The following is a 26,006-nucleotide window of genomic DNA, read 5'->3' on the forward strand; positions in this document are numbered from 1 at the left end:
TCCCAATTACTTGGTCATCATCGTCGTATATTTCGCCGCATCTTCCGGCGACATTTTTTCCAGAATCGAAGCAAGTGTATCCGATTTCAAGTTCGTCAAAATTCGTATTGCTTCAGCATCACTCATTTTCGTAATGACAGGTGCAGAAGATTTTGCAGACATTTGCTCAAATGTCGTTACGATATCACTAAATTTCCGTTTGGAATCGTCTTTATCGCGCACTAGCACCGCAATTTCGTCAAGGAGTTTCTCTTGTTCAATTAGCAATTTTTCATTTTCAGTAGCTGATTTATCGAGATCCTGCTGAACCTTGAATAGTTGGGCTTCTTTCTCTTGAATTTCCGCCTGCATCGTCACGACCCTCTCTTCGAGGACCAAATCACCTGCTATAGGATCTTCTTCTTTCTTTTCAGTGATGAACGGTAAATTACCAGTCAACTCTTTCGCCTTGTCGAATACGTTGACATCTGCGAATTTCGCAATGATTAGAACGAGTGCCGTTGTGAATAACAATGGAATTAGTACCCAAAGTAACAATTTTTGAAAGGCACTACTTTTCCCCTCTTGTTCTACCTTTGGTACTCGTTCTGTTTGTTTAGTCTTTTTCACCACATTATCACCTATTTTCTCTTCTGCGGAACTTCAACGTCGACAATTCATCGAGCTGAATCGCTTCTAGCTGTTCCATTTCAGCTCGATGATGTTCACGATCTTTTTCTTTCATCTTTTCAAACTTTCGAACTTCAAGCGTCTTTTCCAACAGCTTATTCTCGTACCAATTCATTTTCGAGCGAGCCTGCACGACTTGCTGTTGTACCACTGCTATTCTTTTCTCTAAGCTACTAATGAATCGAGCATAGTAATGAATTTCATTAACCGAAAAACCGACCGCCATCTTGACCTGTTGTTCGGTGAGCGTATCTTCTTTCTTTTTCAGCAAGTCATACAGTTTAGTGGCAACTGTTTCGAATGCCTCGACTGACCCTTTAAATTCCACTTCAGTTTCGGTTTTTTCTTGTTCACGGAAAGTCAGTACTTTTTCAAAACGGTAATTATAAGGCTTCATACGTTCCCGCCTCCCGCACCGAGTGACACGAGCTCAGCTATACTGTCCTCAATTGAAATATTATCTTTGAAACCTTGTTTTAAAAAGTTTGTAATAAGTGGTTCGAATTCAATTGCTTGATCAATTTCTTTAGATGTCCCGCGTTTATAGGCTCCGATATTAATCAGATCTTCGGATTTATTGTAGGTGTAATAAAGTTCGCGCAATCTTTCTGCTGCTTTGACATGCTCTGGATCCGCAATATGGTTCATAAGCCGGCTAACGCTTTTCAATACGTTGATTGCAGGATATTGTCCTTTGTTCGCAAGTGTCCGATCGAGTACAATGTGACCGTCCAGGATTCCTCGAACTGCATCAGCAATTGGCTCATTCATATCATCGCCATCTACAAGTACTGTATAGAATGCCGTAATGGATCCATTCTCATTGGTGCCCGTACGTTCCAGCAATTTTGGTAAGATAGCAAAGACAGAAGGGGTATAACCGCGCGTAGCAGGTGGTTCTCCGACAGCGAGTCCTATTTCCCGCTGCGCCATCGCTACCCGTGTTACTGAGTCCATCATAAGCATGACGTTCATGCCTTTGTCTCTGTAATACTCAGCGATTGCTGTTGCGGTAAACGCTCCTTTAATACGCATAAGCGCAGGTTGGTCCGATGTTGTAGCAACAACAATCGACCTACTCATGCCTTCAGGTCCAAGATCACGTTCGATGAATTCGCGGACTTCACGGCCACGCTCGCCTATTAGTGCTATGACATTCAAATCGGCTGTCGTATTACGAGCAATCATACCAAGCAACGTACTTTTTCCAACACCAGATCCCGCGAAAATTCCGACACGCTGACCTTTTCCAACTGTCAACATACCATCAATCGCCTTGACACCCACCGCAAGCTTTTCGCTGATTGGCGGACGGGTAAGGGCATTAGGAGGGTCTTGTTCTGTCCGAACAGTCGTCAACCCTCTCGGAAGGATGCTGTTATCGATTGGGTTCCCCATCGAATCAAGCACTTTCCCTACTAAATTCATACCTACTTTGATTTCAAGCGGTTTCCCCAAACTTTCAACAAGGCAACCGCTAGAAATATCACGGATATTTGTGTAAGGCATCAGAATGACGATTTCTTCCTTAAATCCGACAACTTCTGCTTTAATAATCGAGTCGGCCTTGCCTGTATTATTTAAATGGATATGGCAGACATCACCGATTGAACTTTCAGGTCCTTGTGACTCAATCATCAAACCAACAACGCGGACAACGCGTCCAAGCTTTTTAAAAGTCTTTATATTTGGAATGACCGCAATTAAGTCCTCTGCTTTTTTCATCGTCAATCACCACTTTCCATGATACCGATGAGTTTCTCCCTTAGTTCATTCAACTGTTCGTCAATGCTGACAACAATCCGCCCATGATTTGTTTCGATATAGCACTCGTTTGATTCAAAATCATCATTTGCAAAAATAAGGAATGGCACATTCGGCGGGAAAATCGATGCCAATTCAGAACGATTATCGGATACAAGTTCGAAGTAATCTAGAGAAACATACAACTTAATCTCTTTCATTTCACGCGTTTCTTTTAAGGCTCTTTTTACAACCGATAAATAAACTTCCTTATCATCTTGAAGTGCTTGTCCAATAATCCGCTCTGTAGAAAGCATTGCAAGATCGAGAATGATGCGTTCTTGGCTCACAAGATATTGACGCGCATTTTCATAGGATAACACCGTCGTTTCATTTGCAGTACTAATAGAAGCTGCCATATCCGATAATGACTTATTACGCCCCTCTTCGTAACCGACTTGAAACCCTTCATCATATGCTTGTTGTTGAAGTACAGTTTTTTCGTTCTGCCAGGCTGCTTGCATCGATAAGATATCTTCAGTGGCAGTTTGTCTCAGTTGTTCAATTGCCTCTTTTTCCTGCTCATTTATCGTGTTGGCTTCTTTCAACAAGCGGTCCCGTTCAACAAGTATGGATTCTAAGGACAAACTCACTTCCGCGTCGACTTCTTGCGAAACGTAAAGGCTCCGAATGGAGATTTCTTTCGTTTCTCCATCCTCCAATATCGTATTGAATGAACGAAATACGTTAGACAATGATGTCATCTCCTCCACCACGAGCGATTATGATTTCACCTGTTTCTTCCAGTCTGCGAATCGTGCTCACAATACGAGATTGAGCATCTTCGACATCTTTCAATCGAACAGGTCCCATGACTTCGATCTCTTCTTGGAATGATTCCGCCATCCGTTGGGACATATTCCTGAACAAGACTTCTTTCACTTCTTCGCTAGAAACCTTCAGAGAGAGGATTAAATCTTCATTTTCACAGTCGCGGATAATACGTTGAATCGAACGGTTATCCAATGTAACAATATCCTCGAAGACAAACATGCGTTTCCGAATTTCTTCTGCAAGTTCGGGATCTTGAATTTCAAGTGCATCAAGAATCGTTTTCTCTGTTGTCCTGTCGACTCCATTAAGCACTTCGACAACTGCATCGACGCCGCCAGTTTCCGTGTAATCTTGCGTTACGGTTGAAGATAGTTTTCTCTCAAGTACCGCTTCGATTTCACTGATGACCTCTGGTGAAGTTGAATCCATCGTCGCAATTCTTCTCGCGATATCCGCCTGCATCTCCTGTGGCAATGCCGATAAAATCAGTCCAGCCTGTTCTGCCTCTAAGTAAGACAAGATAAGCGCAATTGTTTGCGGATGCTCGTTTTGAATAAAATTCAAAATTTGTGATGGATCAGCACGTCTAGCAAAATCGAAAGGTCGCACTTGTAATGAAGATGTTAAGCGGTTGATAATTGCTTGCGCATGATCTTTACCAAGTGCTTTTTCAAGTACAGTTTTCGCGTAGCCTATACCGCCTTGCGAGATATAATCCTGAGCAAGTGCTATGTGATGAAACTCTTCGATAATTTCTTCTTTCACGGTTGCCTCAACTTTTTTGACACCTGAAATTTCAAGCGTTAGGCGCTCAATTTCGTCTTCATTCAAGTGCTTATAAATTGCTGCTGACACTTCCGGACCGAGGGATATGAGCAGAAGTGCTGCTTTTTGTTTTCCTGTCATCCCTTTTTCTTTCTTAACCACAGTTCATCCCTCCGTCATTCCTCGGCTATCCATGTACGCAATAGTTTGGCAAACTCTTCTGGTTTCTCTTTTGCCATCTTCTCGAGTTGTTTCCTACGGACAGTTCCTTCTGTTTCAAGTTCATTATTAATGTCATCTACGTCAAATGTTGCAAGCTGTTCTTCCATAATCAATTCTTCTTCCATTTCTTCCGCTTTTCGGCGATTCCTAATGGACATAAACACTAGAATACCGATAATAAGAAGTAGGACCCCACCAATCACGTAAATCCACCATGGGATTGCGGACTTCGGTGTAGACAAGTCAACTGTTTTCCCATTAAAAGGCTGTACGGAAACAGCAATCTTGTCATTCAATTCCGCCATCGTCAGCGCACCAGCAGCCTCTTTGTCGATAGATGTACGAATGATTGTTTCCAATATGCGCTGGACATCATCTTGCATTCCCGGTGGCATTGATGTTGGATCATCTGCTGTTGGTGGTTCAACCATTACTTGGATTCCGATATCACGAATCTTATAAGGGCTTTCAACAATTTCTTTACGAATGCGGTTCACTTCATTGTTAACCGTTTCTTCGATTTTTTCATAATCGCCGTTTGAAAAGGACCCTTCCACGTAGCCTGTTCCATTATCTGTAGGGTCCTCTCCTGCAGGAGTTCCACCCGCAACTGGCCCATTTCCTGTAAACGATTCAGTAAGACGCTGTACGCTAAGTGCAATGCCTTCCATACTCTCCTCGTCGACGGGCTGTACAAGATTCTCTTCCCTGTTTTCAAGTTGGAAGTCAATATCAGTTGTGACTGAGACCACAATTTTATCTTGTCCCATCATTGTTCCAAGCATCATCTGTACTTGGCGTTGCAAATCACGTTCGATTGTTTTTTTAAGCGTCATTTGATCCGTAATGCTAGGTCCGTACGCATTATCTGTAGCTTTCAAATCAAAATACTCGGAGTACTGATTCATGATGACAATATCATCAGTCGACAGATTCGGTATACTTTTCGATATTAGATTATAAAGTGCAGTAATCTGTGGTTCAGTGAATTGGTGTCCCGCATCAGTTTTCAACATGATTGATGCACTTGCCTGTTGCGTACTCTCATTCAAAAAAACACTCTCTGTTGGCAATGTGACCATTACTTTTGCATCTTTTACACCTTCGATACCTTTAATCAGGTTCGCAAGTTCAGTTTGCATCGAAGCAAGTTTAATCATATTGAACTCATTGTCCGTCGTTCCAAATCCTGCATTTTCTGCAAAGAACGAGTAATCAATCATTCCTGAGTTTGGAAAACCTTCTGCCGCAAGGGACACCAATAAAGAGTCTACGCTGTCCCGCGGCACTAGTATCGATGTCCCACCTGGTGCAACTTTATTTTTAACCCCTTGAGCATCAAGCTGTTCTTTAATGCGTCCGATTTCCGCCCGAGACACCTCCGAATAGAGTGGCACATATTCCGTCCTTGATAGAAAGAACGTCAAGAAAGCAGCGATTAAAATAACGGCGATAGTGGATCCGATATAAGTACCTTTTTGTATTTTTGTACGACTCGACCAAAACGTTTGTAGATCCGTCTTGATTTTCGTCAATCTTTCATTCATTGTAATCCCCCGGTCAACTTGCGTAATTCAATAATGGACAACTTATATGTCGCGTACACTCAAACAGGCATCCGGATGACTTCTTGATACGCTTCAATTACTTTATTTCGAACTTCCATCGTTGCATTTAACGCAATCGACGCCTTTTGTGCTGTAATCATGACATCATGAAGTTCGACATCGCCACCACGCACTAATTTTTCCGTCATCATATCTGAATCTGATTGTTTATTATTAACTTCTTGAATCGCATCTTTTAAAAAGGTTCCGAAACTTTGTTGCGCTTCATATGGTGTTGGAGTTGGTTTCATTTGATTTTCCATTTTAAGTACTCCTGCTGATTGCACAGGATTAAAAATAGACTGTATAGCCATTAAGGTAACATCCTTCCAGTATCATTATTTGCCGATTTCAAGAGCTTTCATAAGCATTGATTTATTAGCATTAATCACTGTTACGTTTGCTTCATAAGAACGTGTAGCGGACATCAGGTCAATCATTTCCCGCAGCGGATCAACATTTGGCATCGAAACATATCCTTCGTCATTCGCATCGGGATGAGACGGATCAAAGACAAGTTTAAATGGCGTTTCGGTATCTTCTTTAATCCTAGAAACCGTAACGCCATATCCTGCCGACCCTTTTATTGATTTACCCATCGAGGCATTTAGCATCGATGAGAATTGCCCTTCACGCGGTTGAAATGTAACTGATTTACGGCGATAGGGTTGCCATTCACCGTCTACCATTTTCCCCCGCGTTGTATCAATGTTCGCCATATTGGACGAAATGACATCCATCCGCATGCGTTGCGCTGTCAATGCAGATGCAGACGTATTCAAGCTATGGAATATCGTCAACGTCAACGACCTCCTTTAATTACATTTTGTAACGTATTGAACTTTCCGTTAATACGGTCGACAACTGCGTTATAGTAAATTTGGTTAGCCGCAAGATCAGCCTGTTCCTTATCCATATCTACGCCATTTCCATCTTGTCGATAACGAAGATTTGAGTAATTAAAAACACCTGAATGCGCCGTATTAGGCTTGAAATTGATATGCCGCTCGTCTGTTTTATAAGCTTCCAACGAATTCGCTTGAACGTTTGCAAAAACATCTTTAAAGCTGACATTTTTCGCTTTATAATTCGGCGTGTCGACATTTGCTATATTTTGCGAAATTGCTTTCCCTTTTGTTGCAGAATAATCCAATCCGCGCTCCAATTGCGTTATCGTCGATCCAAACAAATTCATTGTTACCACCTCTTGTTCCCTCTATTGGTGAATCAAATAGTATTCATTCCCCAGTACTAATCTATTACTCTTAACACATACTTCTATTGTAGCGGATTTTGTTGATTCTTGTCTATATTAGAAGGGTAATATCTATTAGTTCAAAACAACCTTTTTTATAGTAGATTAATTATATAAATAGAATACTTAGTTCCAAAGCCTTCATTTATCCATTACTCTTATACATACCCTCCAAGTGTCAGTTTATTCTTTTTATTTTGATTTATATTAAGAACAAAAAAGCACTTCTCCCCAAATCCGGAAGAAGTGCCTTTATACCTAATACATACTTATGATTTTTGTTTTTCAAGTTCTTCAAGGAATTTATTATTAAGGACCTTGATATATGTCCCTTTCATTCCTAGGGAACGAGATTCGATAACGCCAGCACTTTCTAGTTTACGAAGTGCATTTACGATTACAGAACGTGTAATACCTACACGGTCTGCAATTTTAGATGCGACTAGTAGACCTTCATTACCATCAAGCTCATGGAAAATGTGCTCAATCGCTTCGTGTTCACTATAAGAAAGGGAATTGATAGCCATTTGAACAACTGCTTTACTACGTGCTTCGATTTCAATTTTCTCTGATTTCTCACGTAAAATTTCCATCCCGACAACAGTCGCACCGTATTCCGCAAGGATCAAATCATCATCCTGGAAATCTTCTTTAAGTCTAGCCAAGATTAGTGTACCAAGACGTTCACCGCCACCAACGATTGGAACAATTGTTGTTAAGCCATCTTTGAAGAGTTCACGATTTTCAACTGGAAAGACTGTGTGTGAACTGTATACATCCAGATTTGAAGATGTTTCTCTTACTTCAAACAAACGATTTGTATATTCCTCAGGGAATTTACGATCAACGAACATTTGCTTCATGCGTTCGTTTTCGATTTGGTGGTGTATTTCTAAACCAAGTAATTTCCCTTTTCTGCTTACGATAAATGCATTACAGTCGATAACAGAACTAAGCTTCTCAGCCATTTCCTTAAAGTTTACAGGTTTTCCTGCCGATTCTTGTAGCATTGCGTTAATTTCACGTGTTTTTGATAATAAATTCATTTGTTTTTTTCCTCCTCATAATAGTTGCTTAGCGTTTAGTGAATATTCTAAAGGTTTTTAATCATTAAATAAACTAAAACGTTTCAATTAAAGTATAAAATGTGATAAATCTTTATTTTTCGCGATATCTTTCAGCTTTTCATCGACATACGCGGGTGTTATTTTAATCGTTGTCGGTCCGATATCAGCCGCTTCATACGATAGTTCTTCGAGTAATTTCTCCAAGATAGTATGTAGACGCCTTGCACCGATATTCTCCGTATCATCATTCACTTCAAATGCAATTTCAGCAAGTCGGCTAATTGCTTCGTCAGTAAAATCCAAAACAACATTTTCCGTATTGAGCAATTTTTCATATTGACGGATAAGAGAAAAATCAGGCTCTTTTAAAATACGTTCAAAGTCATTCTTCGTCAGCTTTTCAAGTTCGACCCGAATTGGAAAGCGTCCTTGCAGTTCCGGAATAATATCGGAGGGTTTTGACATATGGAACGCCCCTGCCGCAATAAACAAAATGAAATCGGTCTTTACTGTACCGTACTTAGTCGAAACAGTCGAGCCTTCAACGATTGGTAATATATCCCGCTGAACGCCTTCCCGTGATACATCTGCTGACGAACCACTTCCGCCCCGACTAGCAATTTTGTCCATTTCATCAATGAAGATGATACCTGACTGCTCTGTAAGCTCGATTGCTCGTCTTGAGATTTCATCATGATCAATCAGCTTGTCAGCCTCTTCCGCTTCAAGTGCGATGCGGGCATCCTTTACTTTCATTTTGCGCTTGACTGTCTTTTTCGGCATAAGAGAAGAAAATGCGTCTTGCATATTCGCACCCATCTGTTCCATACCCGACCCTTGTAAAGCGTCAAACATAGATGGCTGCTGTGCAGTAACTTCTACAGTGACCATTTGTTCTTCAAGTTCCCTCGCTTTGAGGCTTGTCGCAATCTCAGAGCGTTTACGCTTCACTTCGGCTACTTCTGCATAATCAGGTTCTTCCTGCTCTGCTTTTTGGCCAAACAACATTTCAAATGGGTTTTGCATACCGCCCATTTTCTTTTTTTCAGGAACAAGTAATTCGATTAGTCGTTCTTCTGCAAGAATAACCGCATGCCCTTTCACAGCTTCACGCTGCTCTTCCCGAACAATTCGAACGCCCGCTTCTGTTAAATCTCTTATCATCGACTCGACATCACGGCCTACATAACCTACTTCTGTAAACTTCGTCGCTTCTACTTTAAGGAATGGAGCATTTACTAGCTTAGCGATTCTTCTCGCGATTTCAGTTTTCCCGACACCTGTCGGGCCAATCATAAGTATGTTTTTCGGTATGATTTCACTTTTCTCGTCATCAGAAAGCAGACTTCTTCTGTACCTGTTACGAATGGCTACAGCCACTGCACGCTTGGCTTTGTCTTGACCGATAATATATCTATCGAGATGTGCAGTCAATTCCTTGGGTGTCAGCTCTTGTCTCTTTATCATTCGAGTACCTCCACAATAATATGATCATTTGTGAAAACGCATATTTCTGCAGCCGTCTCTAGTGCCGCTTGGGCAATTTCTGCTGCAGTGAGCGAATGCCCACTGTACTTTTTCAAAGCCCGGCCAGCCGCAAGTGCGTAATGGCCACCTGAACCGATTGCCAAAACACCATCATCCGGTTCAATTACTTCTCCTGTTCCAGACACGAGTAACAAACGCTCGTTATCCATTACAAGGAGCATCGCCTCAAGTTTCCGTAGAATCCGGTCACCACGCCATTCTTTCGCAAGTTCAACAGAAGCCCTTTGAAGGTTGCCATTGTACTCTGTCAGTTTGGCTTCGAACAATTCGAATAGCGTAAAAGCGTCCGCTACCGATCCCGCAAAACCTGCCAGTACTTTACCACCAAAAATTCGGCGGACTTTTTTTGCCGTATGTTTCATGACGACTGCATTTCCTACCGTCACTTGCCCATCGCCTGACATGGCACAAGACCCTTCATGGCGAATGGCAAAGATTGTCGTTGCATGGAATTCCATCAGATCATCCTCCTATGCTCGCGGATGCGTATTCATATATGTTTTCCTTAAATGCTCTTTTGTTATATGTGTATACACTTGCGTTGAAGATAAGTGACTGTGTCCAAGTAGCTCCTGAACGGTTCTCATGTCGGCGCCCCCCGCCAAAAGGTGGGTGGCAAAAGAGTGGCGAATCATATGTGGATAGATTTTAGAGTGAAGTGATGCGCGTTCCATCATCATGCTTAAGATATGGCGCACACCTCGATCAGTCAGTGGGTCTCCCCGCAAATTGACGAACAGCATGTCGTGCTCTTTCTGTTTCATCAAATTCAGTCTACTTTTCTCACGATAAGCATCCAGTGCAGATTGCGCAAAACTACCGAATGGTACATATCGTTCCTTACGTCCTTTTCCCATTACCAAAACAATGCCAAGGTGATCATCGATATCATGCGTTTTGACAGCAGTCAGCTCGCTGACCCGCATGCCGGTTGCGTAGAGTAATTCAAGGAGTGCATAATCACGCAAAGACTTTCTATCTTCCCCCTTACAGGATGAAAATAAGGACTCCATTTCCTCTTCATAAAAAAAAGCCGGAAGTCTTTCTTCCTTCTTCGGGTGATGGAGAGAACGAAATGCGCTATCACTAATGTCATACCTGTCATTTGAAAATTTAAAAAAGGAACGGATAGAAGATATTTTTCTAGAAATCGATGCTCTCGATAAACCCAAGTCATACAGTTCAGTAGCATAAAGTCTTGCTTCAGGGTAAGTCACATCGTTCAAATCTGTAATTCCTTCGACTTCCAGGAACGACAGAAATGCATCAACATCTTTTTCATACTCTGATACTGTGTGATATGAATAGTTCTTTTCTAAGCGTACGTACGAAATGTATTCATCACGGATGATAGAAGGTTGTACTGTCATACACTTCATCCTCCCTGAATAAAAAGCCTTTAAGTTATTAAAGTATTTCGAGTCATTTGAATAATAACACATTATTTACGAAACGTCATAGTAAAGCGAGTTGACTAATAGCCGAAAGAAAGCGACTAATCCAGAAATTCAAAAGTCATCCACGATTCACTATACAATACATGTTGATCCTACGGCAACTATCAATAGCCAAGAAGTCTGACCTCTTTCAATTTGTTCATGTTCCTGACACAATTTGTTCATATACAGAGCAAAAGCACTGTAATCTAGACGTCAATTCTCTTATTCGCAACTTATCCATCGTACTAGATTTTATAATTTCCAATATAAATTGAAATGAATAATTCCTTGTAAGGCACCTTCGCTTAGTTTATATAGGTATTCATGGCCAACGTAATTTAGACAATTAAAAGGAGAAGGCTTGGAATACATCCCTAGCCTTCTCCTTTTAATATCAAATTATTCAAGATAGTGATACTAACTGAAACTCACTAATCGCTTTAAGTGCACGTTCTGCATGCTTCTCAGCACGTTCCAATTTGGTCCTAACGCGTTTACCAAGTTCCGGGAAAAGACCAAAATTGATATTCATGGGCTGGAAGTTCTGCGGATTGGCTTCAGTGACATATCGCGCCATGCTCCCGAGTGCTGTTTCGTGCGGGAAAAGGATTAATTCTTTACCAAGTGCCAGATTGGCGGCGTTAATGCCGGCTATTAAGCCCGAACCTGCCGATTCAACATACCCTTCTACACCAGTCATCTGTCCTGCGAAAAATACATTGGAGTTTGCCTTTAACTGATAAGTCGCATCGAGCACACGTGGCGAGTTAATAAATGTGTTACGATGCATGACACCATAGCGGACGATTTCAACGTTTTCAAGACCCGGGATAAGCCTGATTACTTCCTTTTGCGCGCCCCATTTCATATGCGTTTGAAACCCTACGATGTTGAATAGAGTACCAGCAGCATCATCTTGACGAAGCTGAATGACTGCTTTTGCAAGTTTTCCTGTTACCGGATGTTCAAGTCCAACTGGTTTAAGTGCGCCGAATAACAAAGTCTGTGCTCCGCGCTGGGCAACCACTTCCACCGGCATACATCCTTCGAAGTAGATTTCTTTTTCGAACTCTTTAAGGGGTACAATTTCTGCCGCCACAAGCGCATTATAGAATCGTTCAAATTCTTCCTCATTCATTGGGCAGTTTAAATAGGCTGCTTCGCCTTTATCATAACGAGATTTTAAATAGACTTTGTCCATATCGATGGAGTCTTTTTCTATAATTGGTGCTGCAGCATCATAGAAATATAAATATTCCTCGCCTGTCAGTTTACGAATTTGTTCAGCAAGTGCCGGTGATGTCAGCGGACCCGTTGCAATAATCGTAATACCTTCCGGTAGTTCCGTCACTTCTTCATTTATAATTTCGATAAGTGGATGGTTTCGAATCGTGTCGGTAACATGGCCAGCGAACTCGTGGCGGTCGACTGCCAATGCCCCTCCAGCAGGAACCGCACAAGCGTCAGCTGCTCGAATAATGAGAGAGTCGAGCATCCTCATTTCTTCTTTGATAATTCCAACTGCATTCGTCAAATTGTTCGCGCGCAACGAGTTACTGCACACGAGCTCAGCAAATTTGTCTGTATGGTGCGCAGGCGTCTGTTTTACCGGTCGCATTTCATATAAACGTACGTTCACTCCACGGCTAGCAATTTGCCATGCAGCCTCACTCCCAGCGAGGCCTGCACCTATCACATTTACGATGGGTGTCATCCCGTCACCTTCTCTCTAATGTTCTTGTTGTCTTGGCTTCAGCGCCTAAGGGCTAGGGTCATAAGCCCCTGACCAGGCGCTTCCACTTTTCTCATTGTCCAGACTCCGGGCGCCAGATGCTCGGGTCATAAGTCGTTTCGGCTGCGCGGCAAAGTACGCCACTTCGCCAAACCGCCTTATGCCTGCCGCATCTAGGCGGCGCCCTCCGCTTTTCTTTTTTACTGCGTATCTTCTTTATAGTCACATTCTGTACATTGAATCTGTACACCTTTTTTCAATTTCTTTTCAACTAGCGTGCTTTCGCATTTCGGACATGGTCTTGTAATTGGCTTATCCCATGAAACGTATTCACATTCCGGATATCTGTCACAGCCATAAAATATACGTTTTGTCTTACTTTTCCGTTCGACGACTTGTCCTTCTTTACATGTTGGACAAGTCACACCGATTGGTTTGATAATAGCTTTCGTATTGCGGCAATCCGGAAAATCGGAACAAGCCATAAACTTGCCGTATCGACCCAATTTATAGACCATAGGAGAACCGCATTTCTCACAGTCTTCGCCAGCTGGTTCATCTTTGATTTCTATTTTTTCCATCTCTGCATCTGCGATTTGCACATGCTTCTCAAAATCGCCATAGAAGTTATCAATAACCTTCTTCCATTTAATCAGACCATGCTCCACATTATCAAGTTCTTTTTCCATTTGAGCTGTAAACTCAAGGTCGATAATATTAGGGAAGTATTGATCTACGGCCTGGTGAACAATACCGCCAAGTTCTGTCGGAAGGAATCTTTTCGCATCGAGGACGACATAGCCTCGTTTTTGGATTGTGTCGAGCGTCGGTGCGTATGTTGATGGACGACCTATTCCCTGCTCCTCAAGCGTCTTGACCAATCTCGCTTCCGAAAACCTCGGTGGTGGCTGGGTAAAGTGCTGTTTGGGATCGATTTCACTAAACTTCACTTGTTCGCCTTCTTCAAGCGGCGGGAGGATACGGTCTTTCTCCTCTTCTTTATCATCATCACCTTCAACATACACTTTCATGAACCCTTGGAATTTAACTTGCGAACCATTCGCCCTGAAGCGAACATCACCATTCACAAGATCGACCGCAACCGTATCGAGTACCGCTGGCGCCATTTGACTGGCGACGAGTCGTTCCCATATGAGTTTATAAAGCCGTAGTTGATCCCGTGACAATACTGTTTTCATAGCTGCTGGTGGTCGCATAACAGATGTCGGGCGTACTGCCTCGTGTGCGTCCTGCGTTTTTGCGGTACTGCTTTTAGCTGCTGGCTTTGATGTCGCTACAAATTCTTGCCCATACATTGTTTCGATGAATGATCTTGCTTCCTCTTTTGCGCTATCGGCAATTCGAGTCGAATCAGTTCTCATGTACGTAATTAGACCAACTTGACCTTCTTTACCAAGGTTGATCCCTTCATAAAGCTGTTGGGCAAGCATCATTGTTTTTTTCGCTCGGAAGTTTAGCTTTCGTGCCGCTTCCTGTTGCAAAGATGAAGTCGTGAACGGCAATGCTGGATTTCGTTTGCGCTCTTTTTTAACCACATTCGCAATATCGAATGTATCTCCGCTTAACCGGCTTAAGATTTCATCGACCTGTTGTTTGTCTGTAAGTTTTACTTTTTTCTTCGAATCGCCGAAGAAATCCGCTTCGAATGTTGTATCGTCTTTTTCGAATTGACCGGAGATGCTCCAGTATTCTTCAGGAACGAATGCATTGATTTCATTTTCTCTGTCGATAATCATGCGAAGTGCGACGGATTGAACCCGGCCAGCGGATAACCCTTTTTTCACTTTTTTCCAAAGTATAGGGCTGATGTTGTAGCCTACAAGTCGATCTAAAATGCGGCGAGCTTGTTGAGCATCGACACGATCCATATCGATTGGACGTGGATTCTTAAATGATTCTTTAATTGCTTCTTTTGTTATTTCATTGAAAACAACTCGACAATCTGATTCGATATCTACGCCAAGCTGGTTTGCCAAATGCCATGCAATCGCTTCCCCTTCTCTGTCGGGGTCAGCTGCGAGAAAGATTTTTTTAGCTTTTTTAGCTTCTTTTTTCAAGTCTTGAAGAATCGGGCCTTTGCCGCGAATCGTAATGTATTTCGGTTCGAAATCATTTTCGGTATCTACGCCCATCTGACTTCGTGGAAGATCACGTAAATGCCCGAGTGATGCACGCACTTTATATTTTTTTCCGAGATAGCGTTCAATCGTTTTTGCCTTTGCGGGCGATTCCACAATTACTAGGTAGTCTGCCATTAAGTGTATGCCTCCTTAAAGAGGTTTTGTATTTATTCATCAAAAGAGGTAGTTCAAAAAGTCCGGACTTGCACAGGACATGCTGACTTCTGTGTTGCCGCAGGACGCGGAGTCTTTAACAGAAGTTCATTAATAACTGTCGAAGGGCCGCTCGAAGCGGGTCACGCGGCTGTTGCCACAGGACGTGGCGATCTTAGGCTGCGTTCTTGTCAGCTTGCTCTTCCGCTCCTCACATATAAACAACATACGCTGCGGTGCTCGAAGGCTACGCTTCTTATTACTCCTCGGCTTTTTTTGTCCTTCCTTTTGAACTTTAACCCAAAAGAATATCTGTTGCAAAATGTATACCAGTTTTAAGATTAAAGCAACCTTTTCAATGAAAAAGAGTTTTATTCATCCATTGAAAACGAGTGATTCGACGATTTGGAACCCGTTCCATACCGGTCTTGCACCTTCATCTATCAACCTATTTGGACCAGCTGATAACAATGATGTGACTGGCCCGGGAACTGCATAGATATCTTTCCCGTGATCAAGTGCATGTTCGACCGTACTCATCGTTCCACTTTTATCTGCCGATTCGGTGACAACGACCGCATCTGACAACCCGCTTATGATACGATTGCGCATCGGAAAAGTCCAACGTTCCGGGTTTACATATGGTGGGTATTCTGTAATTAGAAGATGATTTAGTGCTATTCTTTCGGCGAGTGCACGATTTTCTTTAGGGTAAAGATGGAAAAATCCATGCCCAAGTACTGCAATTGTTTTACCACCGTATTTAAGTGCTGCTATATGCGCCATCGTGTCGGCTCCCGTTGCTAATCCCGATACGATAATAGCTCCATTTTCTACAAGTGGAGGTACAATAAGCGACATCACTTCTCGTGAATAAACAGTTGCTTTCCGGGCTCCAATAATAGCCACTTTAAATTGTTTCGCGAGTAATGTGTGGTCCCCTTTTGCATAGAGAACTGCCGGAGGATCAATAAGTACGTGTAACTGGTCAGGATATAAGGGATTGGTGAACGGGATTGGGGTGATTGCATTCCGCTCATATAACGCTTCGTAGGGGGTGTCTGCGTTACGGTCTAGACTGTCTTTCAATTGACTCGCTTTTGACACAGAGATGTTTAGGATATGAGCAAGTTCAACCGCCTTGTAAACATATAACTTTTCAAGATTGGGGTCTATCTCGTAAAGTCTGTTTAATCTGTTCAAAGGCACCGGAAATACATAGTGGAGCGCTAGTAATCGCCTTTCGGCATCTGACAGTACCATCGAATCCCTCCTTTTTAAGTAAAAAAAAGATGCAGCGCATAAACTAGCACGCTGCATCTTTCATATTAATGTGTTTTACACTTTTCGTATAGACCTTTTTCTTTAATTACTTTAATTAATGTTTCGCCGATAACAGATGGCGTGTCCGCAACTTCAACGCCTGCAGCGTTAAGTGCTTTGATTTTCTCAGCAGCTGTTCCTTTACCGCCGGAAATGATGGCACCAGCATGGCCCATACGTTTTCCTTCAGGAGCTGTTTGACCACCGATAAAGCCAACAACAGGCTTCGTCATGTTCGCTTGAATCCACGCAGCTGCTTCTTCTTCACCAGTTCCGCCGATTTCACCGATCATAACTACTGCATATGTCTCAGGATCTTCGTTGAATTCTTTTAGTACATCGATGAAGTTTGTTCCATTAACTGGGTCTCCGCCGATACCAACAGAAGTTGACTGTCCGATTCCAGCGTTCGTCAATTGAAGAACCGCTTCATACGTCAGTGTACCTGAACGTGAAACAACGCCTACATGACCTTTTGTATTAATGTAGCCAGGCATGATGCCGATTTTACATTCGTCTGCCGTGATAACACCCGGACAGTTTGGACCGACAAGACGTGTTTTCTTGCCTTCCATGTAGCGCTTAACTTTGACCATATCAAGTACTGGGATATGTTCTGTAATACAGATTGTCATGTCAAGTTCTGCTTCTACTGCTTCAAGGATTGCATCTGCAGCAAATGGAGCTGGAACATAAATAACTGATACGTTTGCGCCTGTTGCTTTTACAGCTTCTTCAACTGTGTTGAAAACAGGAACACCCGCCGCTTCAGTTCCACCTTTACCAGGTGTAACTCCGCCAACAATTTTCGTTCCGTACTCTAGCATTTGTTCTGTATGGAAAAGTGCTGTAGCACCTGTAATTCCTTGTACGATAACTTTTGTATCTTTGTTAATAAAAATACTCATCGTTTGTCCCTGCCTTTCTTAACCTACTAGTTCTACAATCTTTTTAGCACCGTCTGCCATCGTGTCAGCAGCGATGATGTTCAAACCTGATTCATTCAATAGTGCTTTACCTAAGTCGACGTTTGTACCTTCCAAACGAACAACAAGTGGTACTTGTAGACCTACTTCTTTAGATGCAGCAATAACACCTTCAGCAATAACGTCACACTTCATAATACCACCGAAAATGTTGACGAAAATCCCTTTGACATTCGGGTCAGAAAGGATGATTTTGAACGCTTCTGTAACTTTTTCAGCCGTTGCACTACCACCAACGTCAAGGAAGTTAGCAGGTGAACCACCGAAGTAGTTAATCGTATCCATTGTAGCCATTGCAAGACCTGCACCGTTAACCATACAACCAACGTTTCCGTCAAGAGAAATATAGCTTAGGTCAAATTTTGAAGCTTCGATTTCTTTTGGATCTTCTTCATCATAGTCGCGAAGTGCTTGGATATCTTTATGACGGTATAGTGCACTGTCGTCAAAGTTGAATTTCGCGTCAAGAGCAAGTACATCGTCACCAGCTGTTACAACTAGTGGGTTAATTTCAACAATAGATGCGTCTTTTTCTACGAACACTTGGTAAAGTCCAAGCATGAATTTCGCTGCTTTGTTTACAAGGTGCGTAGGGATGTTCATGTTATATGCCATGCGGCGTGCTTGGAATCCAGTCAAACCAGCAACTGGGTCGATGACTTCTTTGAAAATCTTTTCAGGTGTTGCTTCCGCAACTTCCTCGATGTCCATTCCGCCTTCTTCAGAACCCATAAGTGTTACACGGTCTGTTGCACTGTCAAGGACAAGTCCAAGATAGTATTCTTTTTTGATATCAGAACCTTCTTCGATAAGAAGACGTTTGATCTCTTTACCTTCTGGGCCTGTTTGGTGAGTCACAAGTGTCTTACCAATCAATTCTTTAGCATAAGCACGAACTTCATCAAGATTTTTTGCAATCTTAACGCCGCCCGCTTTCCCACGTCCACCCGCGTGGATTTGTGCTTTAACTACGATAATGTCTGTACCTAGTTCCTTTGCAGCTTTTACTGCTTCCTCAGGAGAGAAAGCAACAAGACCGTTAGAAACTGCTACACCATATTCTCTTAGTAGCTGTTTGCCTTGATATTCATGGATATTCATCTTACATCCTCCATTCGTACTTCTAAGCTATTTAATTTACTGCCTTATCCATTGTAGTAAACATGTCAAACAATGTCCACAATTGAATTCCAAATGTAGAAATTTGTCGAATCTATTTCAAACTTTCATTTTTCGTTTTGCTCCATGTTCGCGGTCAATCTGATAAATGTAGGCAAATACTTCGGATACTGCTTTGTACAATTCTTCTGGAATTGATTCGTTAACGTTTAGTTGCCCTAAAATTTCAACGAGGCTTGGATCTTCCTGAATGGGAATATTATTCGCCTTTGCTTTTTCCAATATATTTTCGGCGATTTTCCCTTTCCCTTTCGCGACTACTTTTGGAGCGCCTGCCGAAAACGGTTCATACGAAAGGGCGACCGCCTCTTTTCGAGTATGACGTTCTTCTGTCATATGCGGAAGTCAACTCCTTGCCCATCAATTTTCATTGTTTTCTTCTGTTTCTGCACGTTTTTTTCTTCCTCGATAAAATTCTTAAAGAATACCCCTGACAATTTATAGCCCGTCGACTCGAGTCCCACTTTCAATCTCTCCTGAAGAGGCCCTCCTCCAATCGACTTAAGCGTCTCATCTGCATTAAAGATGGTCACCATTACGACCCTATTCTGGACTTGCATATCGATAATCGTCTTGTTAATAGAGTCGAGTTCGAGATAAAAAAGAATTCGTGCATAGTCAGCATCTATTTTTCCATCTTTTTGCATTTGTCCATTCCACTGCAATGTCGCATCGATACGCTTGCCAAAAAACTCAAGTGGAACTTGCATAATCAGTTGATGTTGCACACCGTTTTCCCCCGACTGGAGTAACTGCCCATTCATCCTCGTGACGACTGTTTCTGCAGCATCACGGAGAGCCGCCGAGACAGATGGATCATGCATCAGAGCCAGTAGCTGCGGTTTCAACATTTCCGCAAGACGTCCAAAATCAGGTTCTTTTCCGAGTAACCCCGCCTCATAATTGAGCCCGAATGAACGTATGACCGTTTGTAGCGCATCTTTCAACGCTTTTCCATCAATCATCGAAGCAACAGCGACTTCTGCTGCCTGCACCGTTTTCTGGATAGCTGGGTTATCAGATCGTTCCGCCGTTTGCAGTAGTACCGCTAACTTCTCAGTCCCTTGCTGACCGAGTAGAGTGAGTAATTGTTCTTTATGCCCCTCCGCTAAGGTACTAGTTTGGAAAGGGGTTACGGCTGCATTTTCTGCCGTTATCCGCATATATGCCTGACTGAATTCCTGAACAAACTTCGTTGGCGATTGTGCAATTGGCTGTGCATTTACGGCACGATCAATCATTGCCGTGAGCACCGTTTTCTGCTGTGCATTTGTCCCCGGATCGGATGAAATTAACGTTTTCAAGTTTTCCATCGGGACTTTCTGTTGAGCTGGCGGAGCTTCTCCAATCTGCTTGAGCATTGTCAGCACCTGCTGCACAATCGGTATTGACGCTAAAGGCGCTTGAGGCTGAATGGCAGCCTGTCTATTCATAGTTGTGACGGGAACGTCCTGCGGTCCTGCCAGGACTGATTGCGATGCAGTTAAGGCATTACTTGGTCGTGCAACGCCTTCTCCTGAAATCAATGAAGCGAGCACTTGCGGCAAGTTTGCAAGAGATGTCCGTTCCGGTAAAACACCTGCACTTTTCAACATTTGCAGGGTAGCAAAACGGTCTTCTCCAGGCGCGGAACGATCCAATAACGTGAGGATAGATTGACCTAGTAGCGCTCCTCCTGTCACCTGGGCAAACGGCTTGGCCATCTTCTCTAGCGCAGATAAAATCGCATCTTTGACCTGCGACGTAACCGTGTTATCCAGGGCCAACGCATTTCGCAACGAAGTCAAAACACTATGCAACCCTTCTTTTGTTTCGACTCCTAAAAGTGACCGAAAGATATTCTCAGTAAGCGGCAATTTCAGCTCAATCATCTTCTGAAGTGACGCGAGTGCTTCATTGCGCGCGGCTGGCGGTACGCCTTTTAATAACGTTTCCGCCTCCAGCAAACTATCCCGCGTCATCGGAATTTTATTCTTCATGACGAACGCCAACAATGCTTGCATTTCTGGCGTCTTTGGCAATTGCATTGCATCCATTAATCCGCCGAGTTGCCGCGCCTGCCCTTCTGTAGCTTGAAGGGGTCCTGAAATGATCTTCAGTTGCAATTCTGGCTTAACTGCATTTACTTGAAAGTAGTAGGAGTCACCCGCTCTCATCGGAATTTCCAATTTAGCGAATACCTTTTGTCCACCAATTTGGACTTCAGCCATTTGGCCGGGAAAAAGCTGCTTAATCTGCCCATGGACCATTTGACCTTCATTCAAGACAAGCGGCCTATTTGGGACTGCGCCCGCCGCCTGACTTGCCGATACTGCCGCAGCAGGAAAATTCATCGGTTCTTCCTCCCTCCGTCCAACATTGATTTAACAGGTTCAAAAGTTGTACGGTGATGTTCACACGGTCCATGTGTTTGAAGCGCTAGAACATGTTCCCCAGTCCCATATCCCGCGTTTTTCTTGAAATTATACATAGGAAAGTCGTTATGTAAATTATCCATAATGGCATCTCTCGTTGTTTTTGCAATAATCGATGCAGCCGCCACAGCTAAACTCAACGCATCACCTTTAATGACTGATTCTGTAGGACAGTTTACAGCGAGTTTCATGGCATCCACGATTACGAAATCAGGATTGACAGTAAGTCCCTCTACCGCCTGTTCCATCGAATCCCTTGTTGCGGCGTAAATATTCATATCATCAATCATATGGGCTGATTGGATATGCGCTGAATAAGCGATAGCGACGCTTTTTATCTGTTCTGCAAGCCGTTCTCGTTCTGCCTTTGATATAGCCTTTGAATCATCCAGTCCAATAAGTTCCGGCGTTTCGCGTGGCAGAATAACCGCTGCGGTGACCACAGGACCCGCTAACGGTCCTCTCCCCGCCTCATCTACCCCAGCGATCAACGCACCTTCAAACGGCGCATAAGACCTATCAAACGCTTCTTTCAGCATATGATTATGTTCTATGGCTTTCCGCTTTTCATACTGGCGCTTCCAGCGACTAAGTGCATTTTGCACGCCTGTTCTTGAATCCTGCGCCAGCACTTCCATCCAAGACTCCGGTTCTTTAACATGTGTCAGCCGTTCCGTAATTTCCTTTATCGTTTTCAATCTGATCACTCTCCAGTAACAGTCGACTTATCGATCCATCTCTTTATTAGTATATCGGCTATCTTTGTCACTTTTCGACTCCCATAAAAGAAAAGGCCGATTGCCGCGGAATTAATTCCGTGCCGGCATCGGCCTAGTCATTTTGTGATTGTTGTGATGTGAAGTCAAATGTCAGTTTACCAAGGTATTCATTACGAATATCACGGACAACCAACTCTGCCACTTTGTCATAATCAACTTCTCCACCGACAGCATACACTTTACGAAGTGAACCAATCTTTTCAAAAATCGGAAGGATTTCGTCGCCGACGGTTGTTAATCCATATCTGTCTGTCAGCCGAGCTGGATAATTCGCCTCGAGGAAACGAAGGCCATACACTGCCAAGTCTTCCATATTTACAATTTTATCCTTAATAGCGCCTGTCAGTGCAAGCTTAAAGCCAACTTCTTTATCCTCGAATTTAGGCCAAAGAATACCTGGCGTGTCTAAAAGTTCAAGCTCTTTTTCATATTTAATCCACTGTTGAGCTTTTGTAACGCCAGGCGTATTACCTGTTTTCGCGATATTTTTCTTGGCAAGTCTGTTAATAAGTGTCGATTTTCCAACGTTCGGAATCCCCACTATCATCGCACGCATGGCGCCCGGACGAATGCCTCTTGAACGCATTCTTTCCAACTTCGGCTCCAAAATCTCTTTCGCAGCTTTTATAACAGTCTGAAGCCCTCTTCCTTCAAATGAATTGATGGCAACTGCACGCATTCCTTGCGCTTCAAAATAACGGATCCAGCGTGCTGTTTCCGTTTCATCCGCAAGGTCCATCTTGTTCAGTATAAGAAGTCTTGGTTTTTGATGAATGACTTCGTCAATCATCGGATTTCTAGAAGATAGTGGAAGCCTAGCATCGATTAATTCAAAAACGATGTCAACAAGCTTCAGTTTTTCGGTTACTTCTCGGCGAGCTTTCGCCATATGTCCGGGAAACCATTGAATTGTCATGTTGTTAGTTCCTCCCGTCAGTTAATAATTCCAAAATCTTTAATCGGCCAGAAAACGACTTTTGTACTACCAATGATTTCATCGATGGCAACAGCTCCAATATGCCTGGAGTCTTTACTCTTTCTTCTGTTATCCCCCATGACAAACACATGATCTGCCGGGACTGTCGTGCTTTGGATTTTCTCTTCAAGTGTGAAATCTTCAGTCAGCGGACTGTCTGCCACTTCCGATTTGTATTGATCGAGATAAGGCTCTTCGAACGGTTTTCCATTGACGTATAAAACGTCATCCCGGTATTCTACTTCGTCGCCAGGAAGTCCAATTACCCTTTTTATGTAATCTTTCTCTTCAGGTGCATGAAACACAACGACATCAAACCGTTTTGGTTCTCCAATTGTATAACCAATTTTATTAACAATCATTCGATCGCCATTCTCAAGTGTTGGCATCATCGAAACACCATCGACAACGATCGGTGTAAAGAGGAAAACTCGGATGATTGCTGCAAGGCCGAATGCGATTAAAAGCGCCTTGACCCATTCCCATGTTTCGTTTTTCTTCTTCTTTTCATCATTCATTGGCAAGGCCTCCTGCTTACTACTGTTCTTATTGTACAGTCTATTTATTTTTGAGGCAAAAAGAAAGGAGGCCGTTTGTGGGCCTCCTGCATTTTTTATCGAAGTTCTTTGATACGTGCAGCTTTTCCGCGCAGACTGCGAAGGTAGTACAATTTCGCACGACGTACTTTACCACGACGAATTACTTCAAGTAGTGTGATTTTTGGTGTGTGTACAGGGAATGTACGCTCAACACCTACACCGTTGGAGATTTTACGAACCGTGAATGATTCACTGATTCCGCCTCCACGACGTGATATAACAATTCCTTCAAATAGCTGAATACGCTCGCGCGTTCCCTCTACGATTTTTACGTGCAAACGAACTGTATCTCCTGCACGGAAAGCTGGGTGATCAGAACGAAGCTGATCTTTTGTGATTGCTGCAATAATTTGTTGCATAGTTAATCTCTCCCTATCCTCAGGTGCTCTTACACTTCTTGCCTTTGCAGCGGAACATCTGTCAGTATGCACTTACATAGAAGCACATAGTAGATAGTACCACAAATCACAAGTCGTTGCAAGGTCATCTACTTATTTGTTTTCTCGCTTTAATTGATGAAGGAACTTGCGTTGATGCTCAGTAAGCGGTGCATCTTTCAGCAAATCTTTTCTGCGTTCGAACGTCCGGAGCAATGACTGCTGTTCACGCCATTTATCGATTTCTGCATGATTGCCGGATAACAATACATCCGGTACTTCCATCCCATTAAAATTAGATGGGCGTGTGTATTGCGGATGTTCAAGCAATCCTGTCGAAAATGAATCGAGCACGGGTGAATCAGCATTGCCAAGGACATTCGGTAACAGCCGGACAACACTGTCAATCACAGCCATTGCAGCGATCTCTCCACCCGTTAGGACGAAGTCACCAATGGATAACTCGTCCGTGACCAGATACTGGCGTATCCGCTCGTCATAGCCCTCATAATGGCCGCATATGAACACGACATGCTCTTCAGCAGAAAGCTCTTCCGCTTTCTTCTGTGTAAATGTTTCTCCCTGAGGACACATCAGAATGACACGTGGTGGTTTTTCAAGCCCTTCAGATATAGCTTCGACTGCTGCAAAGAGCGGTTCAGGTTTAAGGACCATACCCGCGCCTCCGCCATAAGGATAATCGTCAACTTTACGATGCTTGCTTGTAGAATAATCACGAAAATCGGTGACACCAAATGTGACTGCACCGTTCGCCTGCGCCTTTTTCATGATCGAGGAATGAAGAACACCTTCGAACATTTCCGGAAACAGTGAAAGGACATCGATTTTCATCATGAAAGAAGTCCTTCCATCGGATCAATGATGATTTTCTTACCAGCTATATCGACTTCTTTAACGATGTCTTCGATATAAGGAATGTAGTGAGGCTTACCTTTTTCAGGCGTTACCGTCCACACATCATTCGCACCGGTTTCAAGAATTTCAGTCACTTCACCTAGTTCGATACCTTCAGTCGTGAACACTGTACAACCAACGATTTCGTGGTAGTAGAATTCGTTTTCGTCCAAATCGCCAAGTTGGTTTTCCGGTATCATGAAAATACCGTTGCGATACTTTTCAACATCGTTAAGATTTGGATGATTTTCAAATGTTAACAAGTCAAAGGTCTTGTGCTGACGATGACTTGCTACAGTTAAGTAAATAGGTGTCTTGCTGTCCGGCATGAACAAGGCAAGCTTGTTTCCGACCGTATAGCGTTCTTCCGGGAAATGAGTACGCGAGATAACGCGGACTTCTCCACGGATACCGTGCGTATTAACAATTGTACCAACGTTAAACCATTGCATAAAAATCACACCTTCCTTTATTTTAAATAATAATAACTTATATATGCCGAAATAAAGAATTCCATTGAATCCGCTACGGCGCTCGGGGATGCCTCCCGCCATAAGCCAAGCAGCTTCGCTACCAGGCTAATGGCTACGGCTACCCCATTGAGGCGCCTACGCTCAGTTAATATAGGCATTCATGTGTTCAACTTAAATAGACAAAAAAGGAAGGAACATAGGCTCCCTCCTTTTCTGTATCAATCTATAATATCGATATAAACCTTCTTGCCGTGGTGACTGCCTGCTGCTGAATAAACAATGGTGCGTATCGCTTTCGCAACACGTCCCTGCTTTCCGATAACTTTTCCCATATCTTCGGGATTTACGGATAGTTTATAGATGACACGATTATCATGTTCATCCATTGCAATCCGAACATCCTCTGGATAATCGACTAACGGTTTAACGATTGTCTCAATCAGCTGCTTCATGTACACCCCTCCTGATTACTTACCGAGTTTAGCGTTATGGTATTTTTCCATGATGCCTTTGTCGGAAAACAGGTTACGGACAGTATCAGATGGTTTCGCACCCTCTTGAAGCCATTTAAGAGCTAGCTCTTCATTGATTTTTACTTCAGCTGGTTTTGTAAGCGGGTTGTAAGTACCAACCGTTTCGATTTGACGACCATCACGTGGTGAACGTGAATCTGCTACTACAATACGATAGAAAGGAGTTTTCTTTGCTCCCATACGTTTAAGACGAATTTTTACTGACATTTTTACTTGCACCTCCGAATAGTTTCACACAAGATAGTATATTATCAAGCTTTCTGTTGTTTGTAAAGTG

At 43.0% G+C, this 26,006-nt stretch carries 28 protein-coding genes; all 28 read right to left on the reverse strand.

The window, feature by feature from the left end; genetic code table 11:
- Positions 1-6: 6 nt before the first annotated feature.
- Positions 7-609, reverse strand: a complete 603-nt coding sequence (locus ACGLYD_RS12465) for a MotE family protein (protein WP_399628201.1) — start codon at positions 607-609, stop codon at positions 7-9.
- Between the two features lie 7 nt (positions 610-616).
- On the reverse strand, positions 617-1,066 hold the full coding sequence (fliJ, locus tag ACGLYD_RS12470; protein WP_399628204.1) for a flagellar export protein FliJ: 450 nt from the start codon (positions 1,064-1,066) through the stop codon (positions 617-619).
- Positions 1,063-2,394: a flagellar protein export ATPase FliI gene (gene fliI, locus ACGLYD_RS12475; protein WP_067211246.1), complete on the reverse strand. Its 1,332-nt coding sequence runs from the start codon at positions 2,392-2,394 to the stop codon at positions 1,063-1,065. Before fliI ends, fliJ begins: the two co-directional genes overlap by 4 nt.
- A 2-nt stretch (positions 2,395-2,396) precedes the next feature.
- Complete coding sequence (gene fliH / locus ACGLYD_RS12480; RefSeq protein ID WP_342538744.1) at positions 2,397-3,167, reverse strand: flagellar assembly protein FliH; 771 nt, start codon at positions 3,165-3,167, stop codon at positions 2,397-2,399.
- Positions 3,160-4,173 carry a flagellar motor switch protein FliG gene (gene fliG / locus ACGLYD_RS12485; protein WP_067211247.1) on the reverse strand — a complete coding sequence of 338 codons (1,014 nt, stop codon included), beginning with the start codon at positions 4,171-4,173 and terminating at the stop codon, positions 3,160-3,162. Before fliG ends, fliH begins: the two co-directional genes overlap by 8 nt.
- Before the next feature lie 14 nt (positions 4,174-4,187).
- Positions 4,188-5,780, reverse strand: a complete 1,593-nt coding sequence (gene fliF, locus ACGLYD_RS12490) for a flagellar basal-body MS-ring/collar protein FliF (protein ID WP_067211250.1) — start codon at positions 5,778-5,780, stop codon at positions 4,188-4,190.
- 59 nt (positions 5,781-5,839) lie between these two features.
- Positions 5,840-6,103, reverse strand: a complete 264-nt coding sequence (gene fliE / locus ACGLYD_RS12495) for a flagellar hook-basal body complex protein FliE (RefSeq protein WP_231885696.1) — start codon at positions 6,101-6,103, stop codon at positions 5,840-5,842.
- A gap of 75 nt (positions 6,104-6,178) precedes the next feature.
- Positions 6,179-6,640 (reverse strand): flagellar basal body rod protein FlgC, encoded by a 462-nt coding sequence (flgC, locus tag ACGLYD_RS12500; protein ID WP_067211254.1) that lies wholly within the window; start codon positions 6,638-6,640, stop codon positions 6,179-6,181.
- 2 nt (positions 6,641-6,642) lie between these two features.
- Positions 6,643-7,035: a flagellar basal body rod protein FlgB gene (gene flgB / locus ACGLYD_RS12505; protein WP_067211257.1), complete on the reverse strand. Its 393-nt coding sequence runs from the start codon at positions 7,033-7,035 to the stop codon at positions 6,643-6,645.
- Between the two features lie 329 nt (positions 7,036-7,364).
- On the reverse strand, positions 7,365-8,141 hold the full coding sequence (codY, locus tag ACGLYD_RS12510) for a GTP-sensing pleiotropic transcriptional regulator CodY (RefSeq protein WP_067211258.1): 777 nt from the start codon (positions 8,139-8,141) through the stop codon (positions 7,365-7,367).
- An 87-nt stretch (positions 8,142-8,228) separates the two neighbouring features.
- Positions 8,229-9,626 carry an ATP-dependent protease ATPase subunit HslU gene (gene hslU, locus ACGLYD_RS12515; protein ID WP_399633219.1) on the reverse strand — a complete coding sequence of 466 codons (1,398 nt, stop codon included), beginning with the start codon at positions 9,624-9,626 and terminating at the stop codon, positions 8,229-8,231.
- Positions 9,626-10,171: an ATP-dependent protease subunit HslV gene (gene hslV / locus ACGLYD_RS12520; protein WP_156476072.1), complete on the reverse strand. Its 546-nt coding sequence runs from the start codon at positions 10,169-10,171 to the stop codon at positions 9,626-9,628. The genes hslU and hslV overlap by 1 nt, the downstream gene beginning before the upstream one ends.
- A gap of 9 nt (positions 10,172-10,180) precedes the next feature.
- Positions 10,181-11,080, reverse strand: coding sequence for a tyrosine recombinase XerC (gene xerC, locus ACGLYD_RS12525; RefSeq protein WP_187045411.1), 900 nt, complete (start codon positions 11,078-11,080; stop codon positions 10,181-10,183).
- A gap of 472 nt (positions 11,081-11,552) precedes the next feature.
- Positions 11,553-12,863, reverse strand: a complete 1,311-nt coding sequence (gene trmFO / locus ACGLYD_RS12530; protein WP_067211268.1) for an FADH(2)-oxidizing methylenetetrahydrofolate--tRNA-(uracil(54)-C(5))-methyltransferase TrmFO — start codon at positions 12,861-12,863, stop codon at positions 11,553-11,555.
- A gap of 218 nt (positions 12,864-13,081) precedes the next feature.
- Entirely contained in the window at positions 13,082-15,157 is a 2,076-nt protein-coding gene (topA, locus tag ACGLYD_RS12535; RefSeq protein WP_067211271.1) for a type I DNA topoisomerase, read from the reverse strand.
- 393 nt (positions 15,158-15,550) lie between these two features.
- On the reverse strand, positions 15,551-16,438 hold the full coding sequence (gene dprA / locus ACGLYD_RS12540; RefSeq protein WP_187045413.1) for a DNA-processing protein DprA: 888 nt from the start codon (positions 16,436-16,438) through the stop codon (positions 15,551-15,553).
- A gap of 65 nt (positions 16,439-16,503) precedes the next feature.
- The gene (sucD, locus tag ACGLYD_RS12545; RefSeq protein WP_067211276.1) at positions 16,504-17,406 is read right to left on the reverse strand and encodes a succinate--CoA ligase subunit alpha; all 903 of its coding nucleotides are present in this window, start codon (positions 17,404-17,406) and stop codon (positions 16,504-16,506) included.
- 18 nt (positions 17,407-17,424) lie between these two features.
- Complete coding sequence (gene sucC, locus ACGLYD_RS12550) at positions 17,425-18,585, reverse strand: ADP-forming succinate--CoA ligase subunit beta (RefSeq protein WP_067211279.1); 1,161 nt, start codon at positions 18,583-18,585, stop codon at positions 17,425-17,427.
- Positions 18,586-18,702: 117 nt separating this feature from the next.
- Positions 18,703-18,999 carry an EscU/YscU/HrcU family type III secretion system export apparatus switch protein gene (locus ACGLYD_RS12555; protein WP_067211281.1) on the reverse strand — a complete coding sequence of 99 codons (297 nt, stop codon included), beginning with the start codon at positions 18,997-18,999 and terminating at the stop codon, positions 18,703-18,705.
- Complete coding sequence (locus tag ACGLYD_RS12560; protein ID WP_399628217.1) at positions 18,996-20,996, reverse strand: hypothetical protein; 2,001 nt, start codon at positions 20,994-20,996, stop codon at positions 18,996-18,998. The genes ACGLYD_RS12555 and ACGLYD_RS12560 overlap by 4 nt, the downstream gene beginning before the upstream one ends.
- Positions 20,993-21,784 carry a ribonuclease HII gene (locus ACGLYD_RS12565; RefSeq protein ID WP_338655850.1) on the reverse strand — a complete coding sequence of 264 codons (792 nt, stop codon included), beginning with the start codon at positions 21,782-21,784 and terminating at the stop codon, positions 20,993-20,995. Before ACGLYD_RS12565 ends, ACGLYD_RS12560 begins: the two co-directional genes overlap by 4 nt.
- Before the next feature lie 124 nt (positions 21,785-21,908).
- Complete coding sequence (gene ylqF, locus ACGLYD_RS12570; protein WP_338655849.1) at positions 21,909-22,772, reverse strand: ribosome biogenesis GTPase YlqF; 864 nt, start codon at positions 22,770-22,772, stop codon at positions 21,909-21,911.
- A 17-nt stretch (positions 22,773-22,789) separates the two neighbouring features.
- Positions 22,790-23,350 carry a signal peptidase I gene (gene lepB, locus ACGLYD_RS12575; RefSeq protein WP_067211292.1) on the reverse strand — a complete coding sequence of 187 codons (561 nt, stop codon included), beginning with the start codon at positions 23,348-23,350 and terminating at the stop codon, positions 22,790-22,792.
- Between the two features lie 95 nt (positions 23,351-23,445).
- The gene (gene rplS / locus ACGLYD_RS12580; protein ID WP_067211295.1) at positions 23,446-23,790 is read right to left on the reverse strand and encodes a 50S ribosomal protein L19; all 345 of its coding nucleotides are present in this window, start codon (positions 23,788-23,790) and stop codon (positions 23,446-23,448) included.
- Between the two features lie 132 nt (positions 23,791-23,922).
- Positions 23,923-24,660: a tRNA (guanosine(37)-N1)-methyltransferase TrmD gene (trmD, locus tag ACGLYD_RS12585; protein ID WP_340767708.1), complete on the reverse strand. Its 738-nt coding sequence runs from the start codon at positions 24,658-24,660 to the stop codon at positions 23,923-23,925.
- Positions 24,660-25,175, reverse strand: coding sequence for a ribosome maturation factor RimM (gene rimM / locus ACGLYD_RS12590; protein ID WP_067214014.1), 516 nt, complete (start codon positions 25,173-25,175; stop codon positions 24,660-24,662). The genes trmD and rimM overlap by 1 nt, the downstream gene beginning before the upstream one ends.
- Before the next feature lie 239 nt (positions 25,176-25,414).
- Positions 25,415-25,648, reverse strand: a complete 234-nt coding sequence (locus ACGLYD_RS12595; RefSeq protein ID WP_067211298.1) for a KH domain-containing protein — start codon at positions 25,646-25,648, stop codon at positions 25,415-25,417.
- Between the two features lie 15 nt (positions 25,649-25,663).
- Entirely contained in the window at positions 25,664-25,936 is a 273-nt protein-coding gene (gene rpsP / locus ACGLYD_RS12600) for a 30S ribosomal protein S16 (protein ID WP_067211301.1), read from the reverse strand.
- Positions 25,937-26,006 lie beyond the last annotated feature (70 nt).

Source organism: Sporosarcina sp. SG10008 (genome assembly GCF_044569405.1).
Lineage (GTDB): Bacteria > Bacillota > Bacilli > Bacillales_A > Planococcaceae > Sporosarcina > Sporosarcina psychrophila.